The sequence below is a fragment of the Edwardsiella anguillarum ET080813 genome (genome assembly GCF_000264765.2).
GTDB classification, from domain to species: domain Bacteria; phylum Pseudomonadota; class Gammaproteobacteria; order Enterobacterales; family Enterobacteriaceae; genus Edwardsiella; species Edwardsiella anguillarum.
This window is the reverse complement of the sequence record NZ_CP006664.1, coordinates 3,583,969-3,597,602: the sequence shown is the minus strand read 5'-3', so window position 1 is coordinate 3,597,602 and position 13,634 is coordinate 3,583,969. Positions and strand designations below refer to the sequence as shown.

Below are 13,634 nucleotides of genomic sequence, written 5' to 3'. Positions count from 1 at the left end.
GCGCCCGATCGACGCCGAGCGCGATCGGGCTACGCCATCCCCAGCAGATGCAGCGCCAGGTAGCCTAACGCCAGAATAATCAGCGGTAGCAGATAGAGCGGGAAGATCTGCAGCAGAATGGTATGGCGCGGGATCACAATGCGCTGCTCCAACTGGGTGCGGGTTTGTCCGGTCTCCCCTTTGGCCCGCTCGAGGATCAGGTGATCCTCCAGCCCCTCGCGGATATGGCGAACCTGGCGGCTCATGCGTGCGCCGGAGGTGCACAGCGCCATGCCGACAAAAATCATCCAGTAAATCACGAGAAACAGCAGATTGGCGCCGCTCAGCCCCGCGTCCCAGCGCGGCAACGGCGAGTGCTGCCAGAAAAAATCCAAAAACGTCGTATTAAAACGCACCATGTCGATCATGACATGCATAAAATCCAACATTACCGCATTGATGCCCTGCTGCTTTTCACTGTGCTGGTACAGAAAGCCCAGCAGCGAAATCAGCGTCGACAGCAACGCGGGAATGAACACTATCCAGCCCAAAAGACGCTTGGCGACCGCCACCCAGCCGGCCTGTTGATAGGTCATAAACTCCCCTTAACGCTCTGCAAATTCTCAATAACCGTGCGCAGTCTACGTGCCCGCGTTCGGCGACGCAATCCATCCCCTGCGCGATATGGACATTACCATTCCCGCCACATCATCTGCTTAAACAAAAGAATAGTGAATGATACAGTAACCGTCCTGACTTTCTGTCTGTCACCGCAAGGAGCCCTCATGAGTACCGGACGTATTACCAGCGCCATTTTCGACATGGATGGACTATTGATCGATTCAGAGCCGCTGTGGCTGCGCGGTGAGCTGGAGGTGTTCAGCCAGCTAGGGCTGAACGTACACGACGATGTGCCGGAAACCCTGGGGCTGCGCATCGACCAGGTCGTGCGGATATGGTATCAGCGCCAGCCTTGGCAGGGACCCAGCCAGCAGGTGGTCTGCCAGCGCATTCTCGATCGAGTGCTGGAGCTGGTGCGGGAGACCCGTCCGCTGCTGCCGGGCGTCGTCAGCGCGCTGCAGCTGTGCCGCGCCCACGACCTGCGCATCGGGTTAGCCTCGGCCTCCCCCCTCGCGATGCTGCGGGAGGTGCTCTCCATGTTTCAGTTGGAGGCGTACTTCGACCATCTGACCTCTGCCGAACACCTGCCGTACAGTAAGCCGCATCCCGAGGTCTATCTGCGCGCGGCGCAGGCGCTGGGTAGCGATCCGCTGGACTGTGTGACGCTGGAGGACTCCTTTAATGGCATGATCGCCACCAAGGCGGCGCGTATGCGCTCCATCGTCGTCCCCGCCGCCGCCTGCTTTGACGATCCGCGCTGGGCGCTCGCCGACGTGAAGCTAGCCTCGCTGACCCAGCTGAAGGATCGCGATCTGCAGCCCTGACCCCCGGCGCGGCAGGGGGGCCGTACCGAACCGCACAGAAAGGCCCCGTTTCTGTATGTTTATACAGCAAACGCGCAAGGGTGACGCTGTCACCTATTGCAGAATTGTCTGACTGATATAATCTGGATAAATCCACAGTATTCAGATTAGGCACTATCATGACGGCGGAAGGCCACCTTCTCTTTTCTGTCGCCTGCATTATCATGGCGAAAAAGGCCGAGCTGACGCCGGTACTGGCGCACGGCGACTGGTGGCATATGATCCCAGGCGCCCTGCTGACCAGCCTGCTGCCGGACATCGACCATCCCCGCTCACTGCTCGGCCAACGTCTGCGCTGGATTTCCGCGCCGATAGCCCGGGCGTTCGGACACCGGGGATTCACCCACAGCCTGCTGGCCGTCGCCGGCGCGCTTTACCTGCTCAACAATGAGTGGCCCAGCGACGCCTGGGGGATCCCGGCCGACGCCCTGCAGGCCATGATCATCGGCTATCTCAGCCACCTGCTGGCCGACATGCTCACCCCGGCCGGCGTGCCGCTGCTGTGGCCGATCCGCTGGCGCTTTCGCCTGCCGCTGCTGGTCACCCGCCAGGGCAATCAGCTCGAGCGGGTGCTGTGTCTGGCGCTGGTGGGATTCTCTCTCTACTGGCAGGGCAGCCTGATGCCGCTGATGGAATGGCTACGCCATCACTCCGCCTACTGGTAATGTCGGCCTCTCCCGACGCAGCCACAGCATGCGGACAGTCACACTGCGCACGGCACGCTGCAGAAAATTCCGAAAATATTGTTATATTTAATTCCATTCAATTCTAAAGCAGGACGTCAGAGTACTGATATTCTGTCGTGCATAACGGCGGCATCACAAGTTGTCGCCCTTAATAATGACAATAACGGGTCACGCCTTTACTGCTGACGCCCCATGGCGCAGCCGGGAAGATGGCCCGAGACTGAAGAGGATTTTGGGATGAATCTATCGCTTACCGGCAACGTCGTCGCGTTTGTCGCCCTGCTGCTGCTGCTGGCCCGCTCACGCCACACCCGCTGGAGTCTGTCGAAAAAGGTCTTGGTGGGGTTGGTAATCGGGGTACTGTTCGGGCTGGCGCTACAGCTGATCTATGGCGCCGACAGCCCGGTGCTGAAACACTCGATCGCCTGGTTCAACATCGTCGGTAACGGCTATGTTCAGCTGCTGCAAATGATCGTGATGCCGCTGGTGTTCATCTCGATCCTCAGCGCCGTGGTAAAGCTGCACAATGCCGCCTCGCTGGGCAAGATCAGCCTGCTGGCCATCGGTACCCTGCTGTTGACCACCCTGATCGCCGCACTGGTTGGCGTTGGCGTAACCGATCTGTTCGGCCTGACCGCCAACGGACTGATTCAGGGGGGCCAGGAGAGTGCCCGGCTGCAGCTGCTGCAGGGCAGCTATGCCGGTAAGGTCGCCGATCTGACGGTGCCGCAGCTGGTCCTCTCTTTCATACCTAAAAACCCTTTTGCGGAGCTGACCGGCGCCAACCCCACCTCGATCATCAGCGTGGTGATCTTTGCCGCCATTCTCGGTACTGCCGCGCTGCAGCTGCTCAAAGACGATGCCGAGCGGGGGTCGCGGGTCGTACAGGGCATCGATACCCTGCAGGCGCTGGTGATGAAGCTGGTGCGTCAGGTGATGAAGCTGACGCCTTACGGGGTACTTGCGCTGATGACCAAGGTCGTCGCCAGTTCTAACCTGCAGGACATCATTAAGCTGGGTGGCTTTGTCGTCGCCTCCTACCTGGGTCTGGCGATCATGTTCATGGTCCACGCGCTGATCCTCTCGCTGGTCGGCATCAACCCGCTGCGTTTTTTCCGCAAGGTGTGGCCGGTACTGACCTTTGCCTTTACCAGCCGATCCAGCGCCGCCAGCATTCCGCTCAACGTTGAGGCGCAGACGCGCCGCATCGGCATTCCCGATGCCATCGCCAGCTTCTCCGCCTCGTTTGGCGCCACCATTGGCCAGAACGGCTGCGCCGGGCTCTACCCCGCCATGCTGGCGGTGATGGTCGCCCCCACCGTCGGGATCAACCCGTTTGACCCGCTCTGGATAGCCACGCTGGTCGGGGTAGTCACCATCAGCTCTGCCGGGGTTGCCGGCGTGGGCGGTGGTGCTACCTTCGCCGCCCTGATCGTCCTGCCGGCGATGGGGCTGCCGGTCACGCTGGTTGCGCTGCTGATCTCCGTTGAGCCGCTGATCGATATGGGCCGAACCGCCCTCAACGTCAACGGCGCCATGACGGCCGGCGCCGTTACCAGCCAGCTGTTGCGCCAGACCGATCGCCAGATCTTTGACGCACCGGAAGAGGCCGACCTCTCCCGCCACTGATCCCCGTCCTGCGACCGCTCGTACGACAGCGGGGGCCATAGGCCCCCGCGCTTTCCACTCTCCGCTGACGCGCGGGCCGCCGGATGGCGGCCCGCTCAGAACGGATAGTCGTGACAGCCCATCTGCTCAGAGATCCGCCGCGCCGCCCTGTGCAGCATCGCCACGTACTCCTGCTTCGCCGCCTCTGAAAAGCGCAGCGTTGGGAACGAAATGCTTAGCCCCGCCACGACCACGCCAAAGCGATCGAATACCGGCACGGCGATGCAGCGTAGCCCCTCCTCCTGCTCTTCGTTGTCTTCGCCATAGCCCTGGGCGCGCACCTGCTCCAGCGCTTGCATCAGCTGCGCGGCGTCGGCGATGGTACGCGGGGTGCTGCGGGTAAATTCAATCTGACTGACCAGCGCTCCGACCTCGGCGCGATCGCGCCAGGCCAGCAGTACCTTACCTATGGCGGTGCTGTGCAGCGGATTGCGGCGCCCGATGCGGGAATACATGCGCAGGTTGTACATCGAGTCAATCTTGTGGATATACACGATGCCGTCTTCGTCCAGCGCTCCCAGGTGGATAGTCTCTTTCGTCAGACGCGACAGCTCACGCATTTCAATGTCCGCCAGGCGGATCAGATCCACGTTCTGCAGCGCGTGGGCCCCCAGCTCGAACAGCTTCAGCGTCAGGGTATACTTTTCTGTCCCGCTGTCCTGCGCCACATAGCCCAGCGACTTCATGGTCTGCAGAAAACGGTAGACGGTGCTCTTGGACATCAGCACGCGCTGGGAGAGCTCGGTGATACCGATTTCGCGCTCCTCGCTCAGCGCCTGCAGAATGCCAAAAACTTTAAGGACAGAGGAAACGGCGTCGGGCTGTTTATCTATTTCTGTTGTCATGGAGTCGGGTTACCCTTATCAAAAAAAACGAACCTCTGTTTCAGTATAGTAGGAACACTCCCTGAATAACAGCCGGATACGTTGCTGCAACCGCGTGACAATCAAGGCGATGCAAAGATTGCCAGCGCGCGCTTTTACGCGCACAGTGAGATCCATCATAACAACCAACTATATCCACGGACACGCCCGCTATGACTCCAAGCCTCAGCGATGGGCTGCCGCCGCGCCAGCGCTATGGCGCCATGCTGGCCATCGCGCTGGGTATCGCTATTGCCGTGCTGGATGGCGCTATCGCTAACGTCGCGCTGCCGAGCATCGCCCGCGATTTGCACGCCAGCGCGGCGGATGCCATCTGGATCGTCAACGCCTATCAACTGGCGGTGACGGTGTCACTCCTTTCGCTGGCGGCCCTGGGCGAACGCATTGGCTATCGACGCATCTTTCTCAGCGGCTGCCTGCTGTTCAGCCTGACCTCGCTGGCCTGCGCCCTCTCCGACTCCCTGCTGACCCTGACCCTTTCTCGCGTACTGCAGGGGTTTGCCGCCGCCGCGCTGATGAGCGTCAATAGCGCGCTGATACGCCTGATCTACCCTCAGCATCAGCTGGGGCGCGGTATGGGATTAAACGCGCTGGTGGTTGCCGTCTCCTCCGCCGCCGGCCCGACGATCGCCGCCGCCGTGCTGGCCCTGGGCGACTGGCCGTGGCTGTTCGCCATCAATATCCCCTTCGGCCTGGCCGCCTGGCTGATTGGCCGGCGCACGCTGCCACGCAATCCGCCTGCCGCGGCTCGCCCTCCCTTCGATCGCCAGAGTGCCCTGCTCAACGCCCTGACCTTCGGTCTGCTGCTCTCCCTGATCAGTGGACTGGCGCAGCATCAGTCGCCCGCGCTGCTGTGGCTGGAGCTGGTCGCCCTACTATGCAGCGCGACGCTGCTGATTCGGCGCGAACGTCGGCAGCCGCAGCCGCTACTGCCGATCGATCTGATGCGCATTCCCATTTTTACCCTCTCCATCACCACCTCCATCTGCTCCTTCTGTGCGCAAATGCTGGCGCTGGTCTCACTGCCGTTCTTTCTACAGCGTACGCTGGGCTATGGCGAGGTGATGACCGGCCTGCTGCTGACGCCCTGGCCGCTGGCCACCATGGTGATGGCCCCCCTCTCGGGGCGCCTGGTTGAGCGGTTCAATGCCGGTCTGCTGGGCTGCGTGGGAATGGCGCTCACCGGCGTGGGCCTGCTGGCGCTGGCGCTGCTGCCGGCCCAGCCAGACAGCGCGGCCATTATCTGGCGTATGGCGCTGTGCGGCGCCGGCTTCGGCCTGTTTCAATCGCCGAACAACCACACCATGATCGCCTCGGCGCCGCGTCAGCGCAGCGGGGGCGCCAGCGGCATGTTGGGCACCGCCCGCCTGTTTGGCCAGACCCTGGGCGCCGCGCTGGTCGCGCTGATGTTTAACTGGCTGGGGGATGACGGGGGAACCCACGGCGCCCTGCTGCTGGGCGCCGTCTGCGCTGCGCTGGCCGCGGCGGTCAGCATGATGCGCACCCGCGGACTCACCCACGCAGAGCGCTAGCCCGCGAAGCTCAGGCCGGCTGGGCGCCGTCAACGGCGGCGCGGCTGGCCAGCACCCGCTCAACGGTATCGACGACCGCCTGCGTCTGCGGATCGATCTCAATGTTCACCCGATCGCCCAGGCGCTTATCACCCAACGTGGTACGCAGCAGGGTCTCCGGGATCAGATGTACACAGAAACGGTTCTTGCTCACCTCACCGAGGGTCAGACTGATGCCGTCGATGCCGATAAACCCTTTATGCAGCACATATTTCATCATCTCGCTATCGCTGATGCGAAACCAAATCTGGCGGTTGTGCTCTGAGCTGAGGATTTTGACGATCTCCGCCATGCCCATAACATGACCGGACATCAAATGGCCGCCGATCTCATCATTAAACTTAGCCGCCCGCTCCAGGTTGACCCGATCGCCCACCCGCAGGCTTCCCAGATTCGTCACCCGCAGCGTCTCTTTCATCAGATCGAAGCTAACCCGATCGCCTTCAATCCCGGTGACGGTCAGGCACACGCCGTTATGGGCCACCGAGGCGCCCAGCGCCAATCCCGGCAGCATCTCCGGCGGCAGCTGTACTACGTGGGTACGGAAATTGGGTTTTTCATCGATCGCCACCACCGGCGCGGTGCCCTGAACAATACCGGTAAACATAATGCCTTCCTCTATGAGATATTCCGTTAGGATCACTGTCTGTGAGTTTGCCCTAAATCACTCGCAAACCAAAGTATTACGCTATAAAACACCCTTATATACGCACCCGACTCAACATTCTACCTGTGCATATTTCCATATCGCCAACAAGTCGGTAGAATCACCCGTTCGTCCCCCTTATTGCAAGCGACCCACCATGGTGTGCCGTGGGGATAGGCGCATCCCTATTTTGTGTCACAAAAACCATAAAGGTGTATCCGTGCAGAAGTATTGGCGCGAAGCGCGTAGTTTATTGGCGTTGGCTATTCCCGTTATCATTGCCCAGATTGCCCAAACGGCAATGGGCTTTGTCGATACCATCATGGCCGGGAGCGTCAGCGCTACCGATATGGCCGCGGTGGCCGTCGGCACCTCTATCTGGCTGCCGACCATCCTGTTTGGCCACGGCCTGCTGCTGGCCCTGACGCCGGTCATTGCCCAGCTCAACGGCGCAGGCAAACGGCCCAGCATCCCCCACCAAGTCAACCAGGGCTTCTGGCTGGTGGCCGGGCTTTCCGTACTGATCATCGCCGTCCTGTATAATGCCGGACACATCATCAACATGATGGACAATATCGATCCGCTGCTGGCCGACAAGGCTATCGGCTATCTGCACGCGATTATGTGGGGGGCGCCAGGGTATCTCTGTTTTCAGGTGCTGCGCGGGCTGTGCGAAGGGCTGAGCAAGACCAAGCCGGGGATGGTCATCGGCTTCGTCGGTCTCCTGATCAACATTCCGGTCAACTACATTTTTATCTACGGTAAATTCGGTGCTCCGGCGCTGGGCGGCGTCGGCTGCGGCGTCGCTACCGCCAGCGTCTACTGGATCATGTACCTGCTGATGCGCAGCTACGTCGCCCGTGCGCCGTCGCTGAAGGATGTCCGTCGATCACGCGCGTTTGAGGCGGCCGACTGGGCCACGCTCCGCCGCCTGATCGCCATCGGGATGCCTATCGCCCTGGCGCTGTTTTTCGAGGTCACCCTGTTCGCCGTGGTCGCCCTGCTGGTCTCTCCGCTGGGGATCGTGGCGGTCGCCGGGCACCAGATCGCGCTGAACTTCAGCTCGCTGATGTTTGTGCTGCCCATGTCGCTGGGCGTCGCGGCCACCATCCGCGTCGGCTATCGCCTGGGGCAAGGCTCGACGGAGGACGCCCGCGTCTCGGCGCGCACCGCGATCGCGGTGGGAATGGCGATGGCCGCCTGCACCGCCATTTTTACTATCGTCCTGCGCAAGCCCATCGCCCTGCTGTATAACGACGATATCCAGGTGCTCGCCATGGCGACCCACCTGATGCTGTTGGCTGCGCTGTATCAAATCTCCGACTCCGTACAGGTGATCGGCAGCGGCGTGCTGCGCGGCTACAAGGATACCCGCTCCATCTTCTTCATTACCTTTATCGCCTACTGGCTGCTGGGGCTGCCGATCGGATATCTGCTGGCGCTGACCAATCGGGTTACCCCGGCCATGGGGCCGAGCGGCTTTTGGATCGGGTTTATCATCGGGCTGACCTCCTCGGCCATCATGATGGCGCTGCGCATCCGCTGGCTACAGCGCCAGCCGGAAAGCTGGATCCTACAGCGCGCCGCACGCTGAGCGCGAAAAATACCCGCAGGAGCGGCGCGACGGCGCCGCTTTTTTCACCGCGCTGCGCACTCTGTCAGCAATCGTGTGAATTTCTGGGAAAAAAGTGATAATCCCCCCTTGCCAGCCCGGCCATGTGCCGCTAATATTCGTCCCCGTCGTCAGCCACGACGACACCGGATGCGTCCGTAGCTCAGTTGGTTAGAGCACCACCTTGACATGGTGGGGGTCGGTAGTTCGAGTCTACTCGGACGCACCATTTCACAGTATGCGCCCAGTGCGTCCGTAGCTCAGTTGGTTAGAGCACCACCTTGACATGGTGGGGGTCGGTAGTTCGAGTCTACTCGGACGCACCATTTCACAGCATGCGCTCAGTGCGTCCGTAGCTCAGTTGGTTAGAGCACCACCTTGACATGGTGGGGGTCGGTAGTTCGAGTCTACTCGGACGCACCATTTCTCTTTCGCCTTATCTTCCCTAGCGTCATCAGCCCCGATCGCCAACGTCCGTGACGTCGCGCAGCCACGCCCACGCGAGAGAGAGCCCATGACCGGGACGCGCCCGGCCATGGACTGCGCCTCAGTCGAGACGAATCGCGACGGTATACAGCTTCACCCCATTAAACTCTTTGACGATGCGCCCCTGCACGCTGACCCGCTGCTGCGGCGTCACCACCCGGCCAGCCCAGGCGCTGGCGGGAACGATCAGCGTCATGGCGCCGCTGTCATCGCGGAAGCGGTAGTCCTCGCCTCCCAGCGCCTGAACAATGTTCCCACGCAGCTGCACCATCTGCCCCTCATCGATCACCGTCGACTTCTGCACCTGACTGACCGTCATGACATTCTGCTGATGCGGGCCATCAAAACCGCCGCCCAACGAGGTCTGCGGCGGCGTACTACAGGCGGCCAAACCCGCCACCGACAGCGCCAGGATCGCCGCCTTTACTGCATTATTCATATCACCACTCCTTATCCACTCGGTATGCGGTCCGCCGCAGCCATGCTGCGCTGCGCCTGTGTGGACCTGATTTATATCTATTTGTTTATCCAGATTATTATATCAAAGTATCCTATCGTTTCACCTTAGGCAACCGCCCCGCGGGCGGCGCGCAGAAAAATCCCAGCGCAGATAGACATTCCGGTTATTCTGAAACGCCAAAATAACGCCTTTGCGTACGGGGCAACGGCGCAAGTGCGTAAAAACAACGCCCATCCTCCCGACAACGGCGCGATCTACAGTCCACTCAAAATGTAAAAATTGGGCTTTATCCTAATTATACGCCGTTGGACAGCGCCATTATTGCTGGCTGACGGTAAATATAGATACCATGAGGATGGTCGGACAACATGGCTTAGTCGACTGAGTTATTATCTTATGAATTATTTGGATACGCGATAATATCGGGCCGTTATGGCGGGCCAGCTTATCGCGCTGCTGGTGCGGAGCGCCGCCCGTCTGCCGTTGGCCCGTGCCACGCCAAGCCGCAGCGTGCCGCCGCCCGTTAGCAATAGTCGATCACTCGCGGATACTGCACAGCTTAAGGGCGCCATGATGCTTTTTTCACCTATCACGATGAAACGCTATCGTTTGTATCGTGCCCTACTGGCTATCACCATCGGCGCACTCGTCTGTATCGTTTCCCTCGCCAGCCGCTATCAGCAGGAGCTGGCAACGGTGCAGCAGATGCAACGCAACGCCGCCGCGATTGCCATTACGCAGTTGGAAAGGATCCTATCCCGCGCCGAAGCCGTCAGTAAAAATAATATCGACTGGGTAAATCAGCGCTGCGAAGAAATCAGTCCGCACCTGACCAGCATGGCGATACACCTGGAAACGATCCGCGCCGTGTTGCTGGTGAAGGATGGCATAGTGACCTGCTCCAATCTGATCAATCAGCCGATCAAGTCGCTGCGGGCCATTTACCCCGAGATGCTATCGGCCAAAGATACGCTGGTTCTGCGGGCGGCGCGCTTGCTTAACCGCGGCAGCCCTATCCTGCTGTTCTGGCGACCGGATCAGGCCAGTCCTACCAGCGGCATGGTGTATATTTTTAATATTGCCACCCTCTCCGCCTTTATCCTGGCGCCGCGTCCGCCCTATGTCGACTATATGGCCCTGAATGTGGCCGGCCACACGCTGCGCTTCAACGATACGCGGATACGGACGCCGACCGACGCCGCGGATGCCGAGACGCCGCCGCGCCTGGAGCTGCACTCTAGTCGCTACCCGTTCTCGATCTCGCTGTTCTCCCCCGCCGCGCGCGATCTGGCGCTGCAGCGCCTGCCGCGCCATATCCCATTGGCGCTGCTGCTGTTCCTGCTGGCATCGATCCTCACCTATCTGGCATCGGCCAATCGTATGAGCCTGGCTTATCCGATCGCTCAGGCGATCCGACGCCGTCAGTTTCAACTGTACTGTCAGCCCATCATCCACACGGAAAGCGGCCGCTGCGAGGGGGTGGAGATCCTGCTGCGCTGGTATAATCCGCGCCATGGCTGGACCTCGCCGGAGATCTTCATTCCCCTGGCCGAGCAGAATGGGCTTATCGTTCCGCTGACTCGCTACCTGCTGGAAATGCTGGCGGCGCAGCGCCACCATTTTCCAAACGATCGCGATTTTTACTTCAGTATTAACGTTGCGGCAGAGCATTTCGCCCACGGCAAACTGGCCCTGGATATCCAGAATCTGTGGCTGCGCCACCGGCCCCGACAGCGCCTGATGCTAGAGCTGACGGAGCGCACCCGCCTGTCCAGCCAGGACTACCCACAGCTGCATATCCTGCGTGAAATGGGGCTGTCCCTGGCGCTGGATGACTTTGGCACCGGTCACAGTTCGCTGAGCTACCTGCAGGATCTGCAGCCTGAAATGCTGAAAATCGATCGCGCCTTTTGCGCGACCATCGGCAGCGACGCGATTAATGCCAGGGTCTTAGATCTGATGATCGATCTGGCGCACCAGCTACGGCTACGCCTGGTCATGGAGGGCGTCGAACAGCCGCAGCAGGCCGACTATCTGCACCAGCGACAGGTTTACGCCATGCAGGGATATCTCTTCGCCCGGCCGATGCCGCTGCGGGATTTCCCAGACTGGCATGCCCACTACCAGCGGCGGTGCGACGATTCGACGCAGGCGGCGCACGGCGCGGGAGAGTACGCCCGCGCCCCGGCACAAACTTAGACGGACGGATCCGGCGCGCAGCCGACGCGCTCTACCTGAACCCGTTCGATGCGGTACTCTTCGACCTCGACGACGGTAAAGCGCAGGCCGTTCAGCGTCAGCGCCGCCCCCACCGCCGGCATCCGGTCAAAATGCGCCAGCAGCAGCCCGGCCAGCGAGGCATATTGCGTACCGCTGCCCAGCACCAGCCCGTGAACGTCCAGCGTCTGCTCTAGGGTGTGCAGATCGGTGCTGCCTTTGACCAACCACCCCGGCTCATTGCTCACGATATCCGGCGTCTCGTCCTCATCCGGGAACTCACCGGCGATGGCCTCCAGCACATCCAGCGGCGTCACCAGCCCTTGAACGACGCCAAATTCATCGCTGACCATCACCAGCCGCCCCTTCGCCTGACGCAGCACATCCAGCACGTTGATCACGTCCAGGCTCTCGAGTACAACGATCGGCGTATGCTGGGCCGCAAACTCGGCCAGCGGCGTATTCTGCTTCAGCGCCATCAGCAGATCTTTCGCCCGCACCACGCCCAGCAGGTGATCCAACGATCCCTCGCACACCGGGAACAGGCTGTGCGGCGTCTCCATCAGCTGGCGACGGATCTCATCCGCCGGCTGGCGGCAGTCGATCCACGAGATTTCATTACGCGGCGTCATGATCGTACGCAGCGAGCGCGAGGCCAGGGTGAGCACCCCGCTAATCATATAGCGCTCCTCGGCGGCAAAGGCGCCCGCTGCGCCCGGCACCAGCGCCACATCCGCCTGCGCCGCCGCGCCTTCCCCGCGACCGTCGCCCATCAGGCGCATAATGGCCTCGGCGGTGCGCTGGCGCATCGGCCTGCGCTGCTCATGGCGCAGATAATTCCGCCGGGCTATCTGGTTGAACATTTCGATCAGGATCGAGAAGCCAATCGCCGCATACAGGTATCCTTTGGGAATATGCAGACCAAAGCCTTCGGCCATCAGCCCCAGCCCGATCATCAGCAGAAAGCTCAGGCACAGCACCACCACGGTGGGATGAGCGTTAACGAAACGCGTCAGCCTCTTCGAGGCCAGCAGCATGATCGCCATCGCGATCACCACCGCCAGCATCATCACCGCCAGGTGCTCGACCATCCCGACCGCCGTGATCACCGCATCCAGTGAAAACACGGCGTCGAGAATGACGATCTGCGCCACCACCGACCAAAAGCTGGCATAGCCTTTATGGCTGACCTCGTGCACCCGCCCTTCTAGGCGTTCATGCAGCTCCATGGTGGCCTTAAACAGCAGGAACAAGCCCCCCAGCAGCAGGATCATATCGCGCCCGGAGAAGGTAAACATGGCGATACTGAACAGCGGGCGGGTCAGCGTCACCATCCATGAGATCAGCGATAGCAGCGCCAGGCGCATGATCAGCGCCAAGCCGAGCCCAATCAGCCGGGCCTGGTCACGCTGCTGCGGTGGCACCTTATCGGCCAGAATGGCGACAAACACCAGGTTATCGATGCCCAGGACAATTTCCAGCACCACCAGCGTCAGCAGGCCGGCCCAGATAGAGGGATCCAGTAACAGTTCCATCATGGGTTATCCTGCCCCCGTCAGCGCACCGGCGATCGGGCCGGATGACAACAGGCTGCAGCACAGGCGTAAAGCAGGCCAAGGCATGCGCCGCGCGCCCCCTGCAGGAGTGGCAGAACATGGGCGACGCCCAGCGCGAAAAAAGGAATGGAAAGAAAGCGGGATGGTAAAACGGCGTCGGTGACGATCCATAGGTCGGGTTGAACCCAATACTCCTCATATTAATCAGGCCGCCTACTGTAGCAAGAAATCCACAGAATAACCAAGGGGAAGCCCGGCAACATTCCTCTTTCATCCCGCGGCAAAATCGTAAAATCAAATGTACAAAAAAGCGCCATCACGGCTACATTTGTTCACGTCATGTACCAATTAACGATGGGCGTCACATAAAAATTTTTTTTACTGA

11 protein-coding genes and 3 tRNA genes are annotated in these 13,634 nt (G+C 60.7%); 9 read left to right on the top strand and 5 right to left on the bottom strand.

Translation table 11 applies throughout. The features are described 5' to 3' along the window. Positions 1 to 29: 29 nt before the first annotated feature. The gene (locus tag ETEE_RS16235) at positions 30 to 575 is read right to left on the bottom strand and encodes a YniB family protein (protein WP_034165049.1); all 546 of its coding nucleotides are present in this window, start codon (positions 573 to 575) and stop codon (positions 30 to 32) included. 189 nt (positions 576 to 764) lie between these two features. Here ETEE_RS16235 and hxpB point away from each other — a divergent pair, with 189 nt between their 5' ends. The 3 genes from hxpB (at position 765) to ETEE_RS16220 (ending at position 3,778) form a co-directional block, all read left to right on the top strand. Then, entirely contained in the window at positions 765 to 1,424 is a 660-nt protein-coding gene (gene hxpB / locus ETEE_RS16230; RefSeq protein WP_034165048.1) for a hexitol phosphatase HxpB, read from the top strand. Positions 1,425 to 1,582: 158 nt separating this feature from the next. Next, complete coding sequence (locus tag ETEE_RS16225) at positions 1,583 to 2,128, top strand: metal-dependent hydrolase (protein ID WP_034165047.1); 546 nt, start codon at positions 1,583 to 1,585, stop codon at positions 2,126 to 2,128. Between the two features lie 258 nt (positions 2,129 to 2,386). After that, on the top strand, positions 2,387 to 3,778 hold the full coding sequence (locus tag ETEE_RS16220; RefSeq protein ID WP_034165046.1) for an L-cystine transporter: 1,392 nt from the start codon (positions 2,387 to 2,389) through the stop codon (positions 3,776 to 3,778). 95 nt (positions 3,779 to 3,873) lie between these two features. Here ETEE_RS16220 and kdgR read toward each other — a convergent pair whose 3' ends face one another. Next, positions 3,874 to 4,662: a DNA-binding transcriptional regulator KdgR gene (gene kdgR, locus ETEE_RS16215; RefSeq protein WP_034165045.1), complete on the bottom strand. Its 789-nt coding sequence runs from the start codon at positions 4,660 to 4,662 to the stop codon at positions 3,874 to 3,876. 191 nt (positions 4,663 to 4,853) lie between these two features. On the opposite strand from kdgR, the gene ETEE_RS16210 reads away from it, so the two are divergent. After that, the gene (locus tag ETEE_RS16210) at positions 4,854 to 6,233 is read left to right on the top strand and encodes an MFS transporter (protein ID WP_034165044.1); all 1,380 of its coding nucleotides are present in this window, start codon (positions 4,854 to 4,856) and stop codon (positions 6,231 to 6,233) included. A 10-nt stretch (positions 6,234 to 6,243) separates the two neighbouring features. Here the strand turns inward: ETEE_RS16210 and ETEE_RS16205 are convergent, their stop codons facing one another. After that, entirely contained in the window at positions 6,244 to 6,879 is a 636-nt protein-coding gene (locus tag ETEE_RS16205) for a riboflavin synthase (RefSeq protein ID WP_034165043.1), read from the bottom strand. A gap of 259 nt (positions 6,880 to 7,138) precedes the next feature. On the opposite strand from ETEE_RS16205, the gene ETEE_RS16200 reads away from it, so the two are divergent. The 4 genes from ETEE_RS16200 (at position 7,139) to ETEE_RS16185 (ending at position 8,953) form a co-directional block, all read left to right on the top strand. After that, positions 7,139 to 8,512 carry an MATE family efflux transporter gene (locus ETEE_RS16200; RefSeq protein ID WP_034165042.1) on the top strand — a complete coding sequence of 458 codons (1,374 nt, stop codon included), beginning with the start codon at positions 7,139 to 7,141 and terminating at the stop codon, positions 8,510 to 8,512. A gap of 170 nt (positions 8,513 to 8,682) precedes the next feature. Continuing rightward, positions 8,683 to 8,759, top strand: a tRNA-Val gene (locus ETEE_RS16195). A 20-nt stretch (positions 8,760 to 8,779) separates the two neighbouring features. Next, a tRNA-Val gene (locus tag ETEE_RS16190) sits at positions 8,780 to 8,856 on the top strand. Positions 8,857 to 8,876: 20 nt separating this feature from the next. Continuing rightward, positions 8,877 to 8,953, top strand: a tRNA-Val gene (locus tag ETEE_RS16185). Positions 8,954 to 9,077: 124 nt separating this feature from the next. Here ETEE_RS16185 and ETEE_RS16180 read toward each other — a convergent pair. Next, positions 9,078 to 9,455, bottom strand: coding sequence for a YgiW/YdeI family stress tolerance OB fold protein (locus ETEE_RS16180; RefSeq protein WP_034165041.1), 378 nt, complete (start codon positions 9,453 to 9,455; stop codon positions 9,078 to 9,080). A 630-nt stretch (positions 9,456 to 10,085) separates the two neighbouring features. On the opposite strand from ETEE_RS16180, the gene ETEE_RS16175 reads away from it, so the two are divergent. Next, positions 10,086 to 11,675 (top strand): EAL domain-containing protein, encoded by a 1,590-nt coding sequence (locus ETEE_RS16175; protein WP_227625191.1) that lies wholly within the window; start codon positions 10,086 to 10,088, stop codon positions 11,673 to 11,675. On the opposite strand, the gene ETEE_RS16170 is transcribed toward ETEE_RS16175, so the two are convergent. Beyond that, positions 11,672 to 13,228 (bottom strand): TerC family protein, encoded by a 1,557-nt coding sequence (locus ETEE_RS16170; RefSeq protein WP_034165093.1) that lies wholly within the window; start codon positions 13,226 to 13,228, stop codon positions 11,672 to 11,674. The genes ETEE_RS16175 and ETEE_RS16170 overlap by 4 nt on opposite strands. Between the last annotated feature and the right edge of the window lie 406 nt (positions 13,229 to 13,634).

Coding starts and splice junctions, on each gene's coding strand:
- ETEE_RS16235 (WP_034165049.1), bottom strand. CDS start 575: ATGACCTATCAACAGGCCGGCTGGGTGGCGGTCGCCAAGCGTCTTTTG.
- hxpB (WP_034165048.1), top strand. CDS start 765: ATGAGTACCGGACGTATTACCAGCGCCATTTTCGACATGGATGGACTA.
- ETEE_RS16225 (WP_034165047.1), top strand. CDS start 1,583: ATGACGGCGGAAGGCCACCTTCTCTTTTCTGTCGCCTGCATTATCATG.
- ETEE_RS16220 (WP_034165046.1), top strand. CDS start 2,387: ATGAATCTATCGCTTACCGGCAACGTCGTCGCGTTTGTCGCCCTGCTG.
- kdgR (WP_034165045.1), bottom strand. CDS start 4,662: ATGACAACAGAAATAGATAAACAGCCCGACGCCGTTTCCTCTGTCCTT.
- ETEE_RS16210 (WP_034165044.1), top strand. CDS start 4,854: ATGACTCCAAGCCTCAGCGATGGGCTGCCGCCGCGCCAGCGCTATGGC.
- ETEE_RS16205 (WP_034165043.1), bottom strand. CDS start 6,879: ATGTTTACCGGTATTGTTCAGGGCACCGCGCCGGTGGTGGCGATCGAT.
- ETEE_RS16180 (WP_034165041.1), bottom strand. CDS start 9,455: ATGAATAATGCAGTAAAGGCGGCGATCCTGGCGCTGTCGGTGGCGGGT.
- ETEE_RS16170 (WP_034165093.1), bottom strand. CDS start 13,228: ATGGAACTGTTACTGGATCCCTCTATCTGGGCCGGCCTGCTGACGCTG.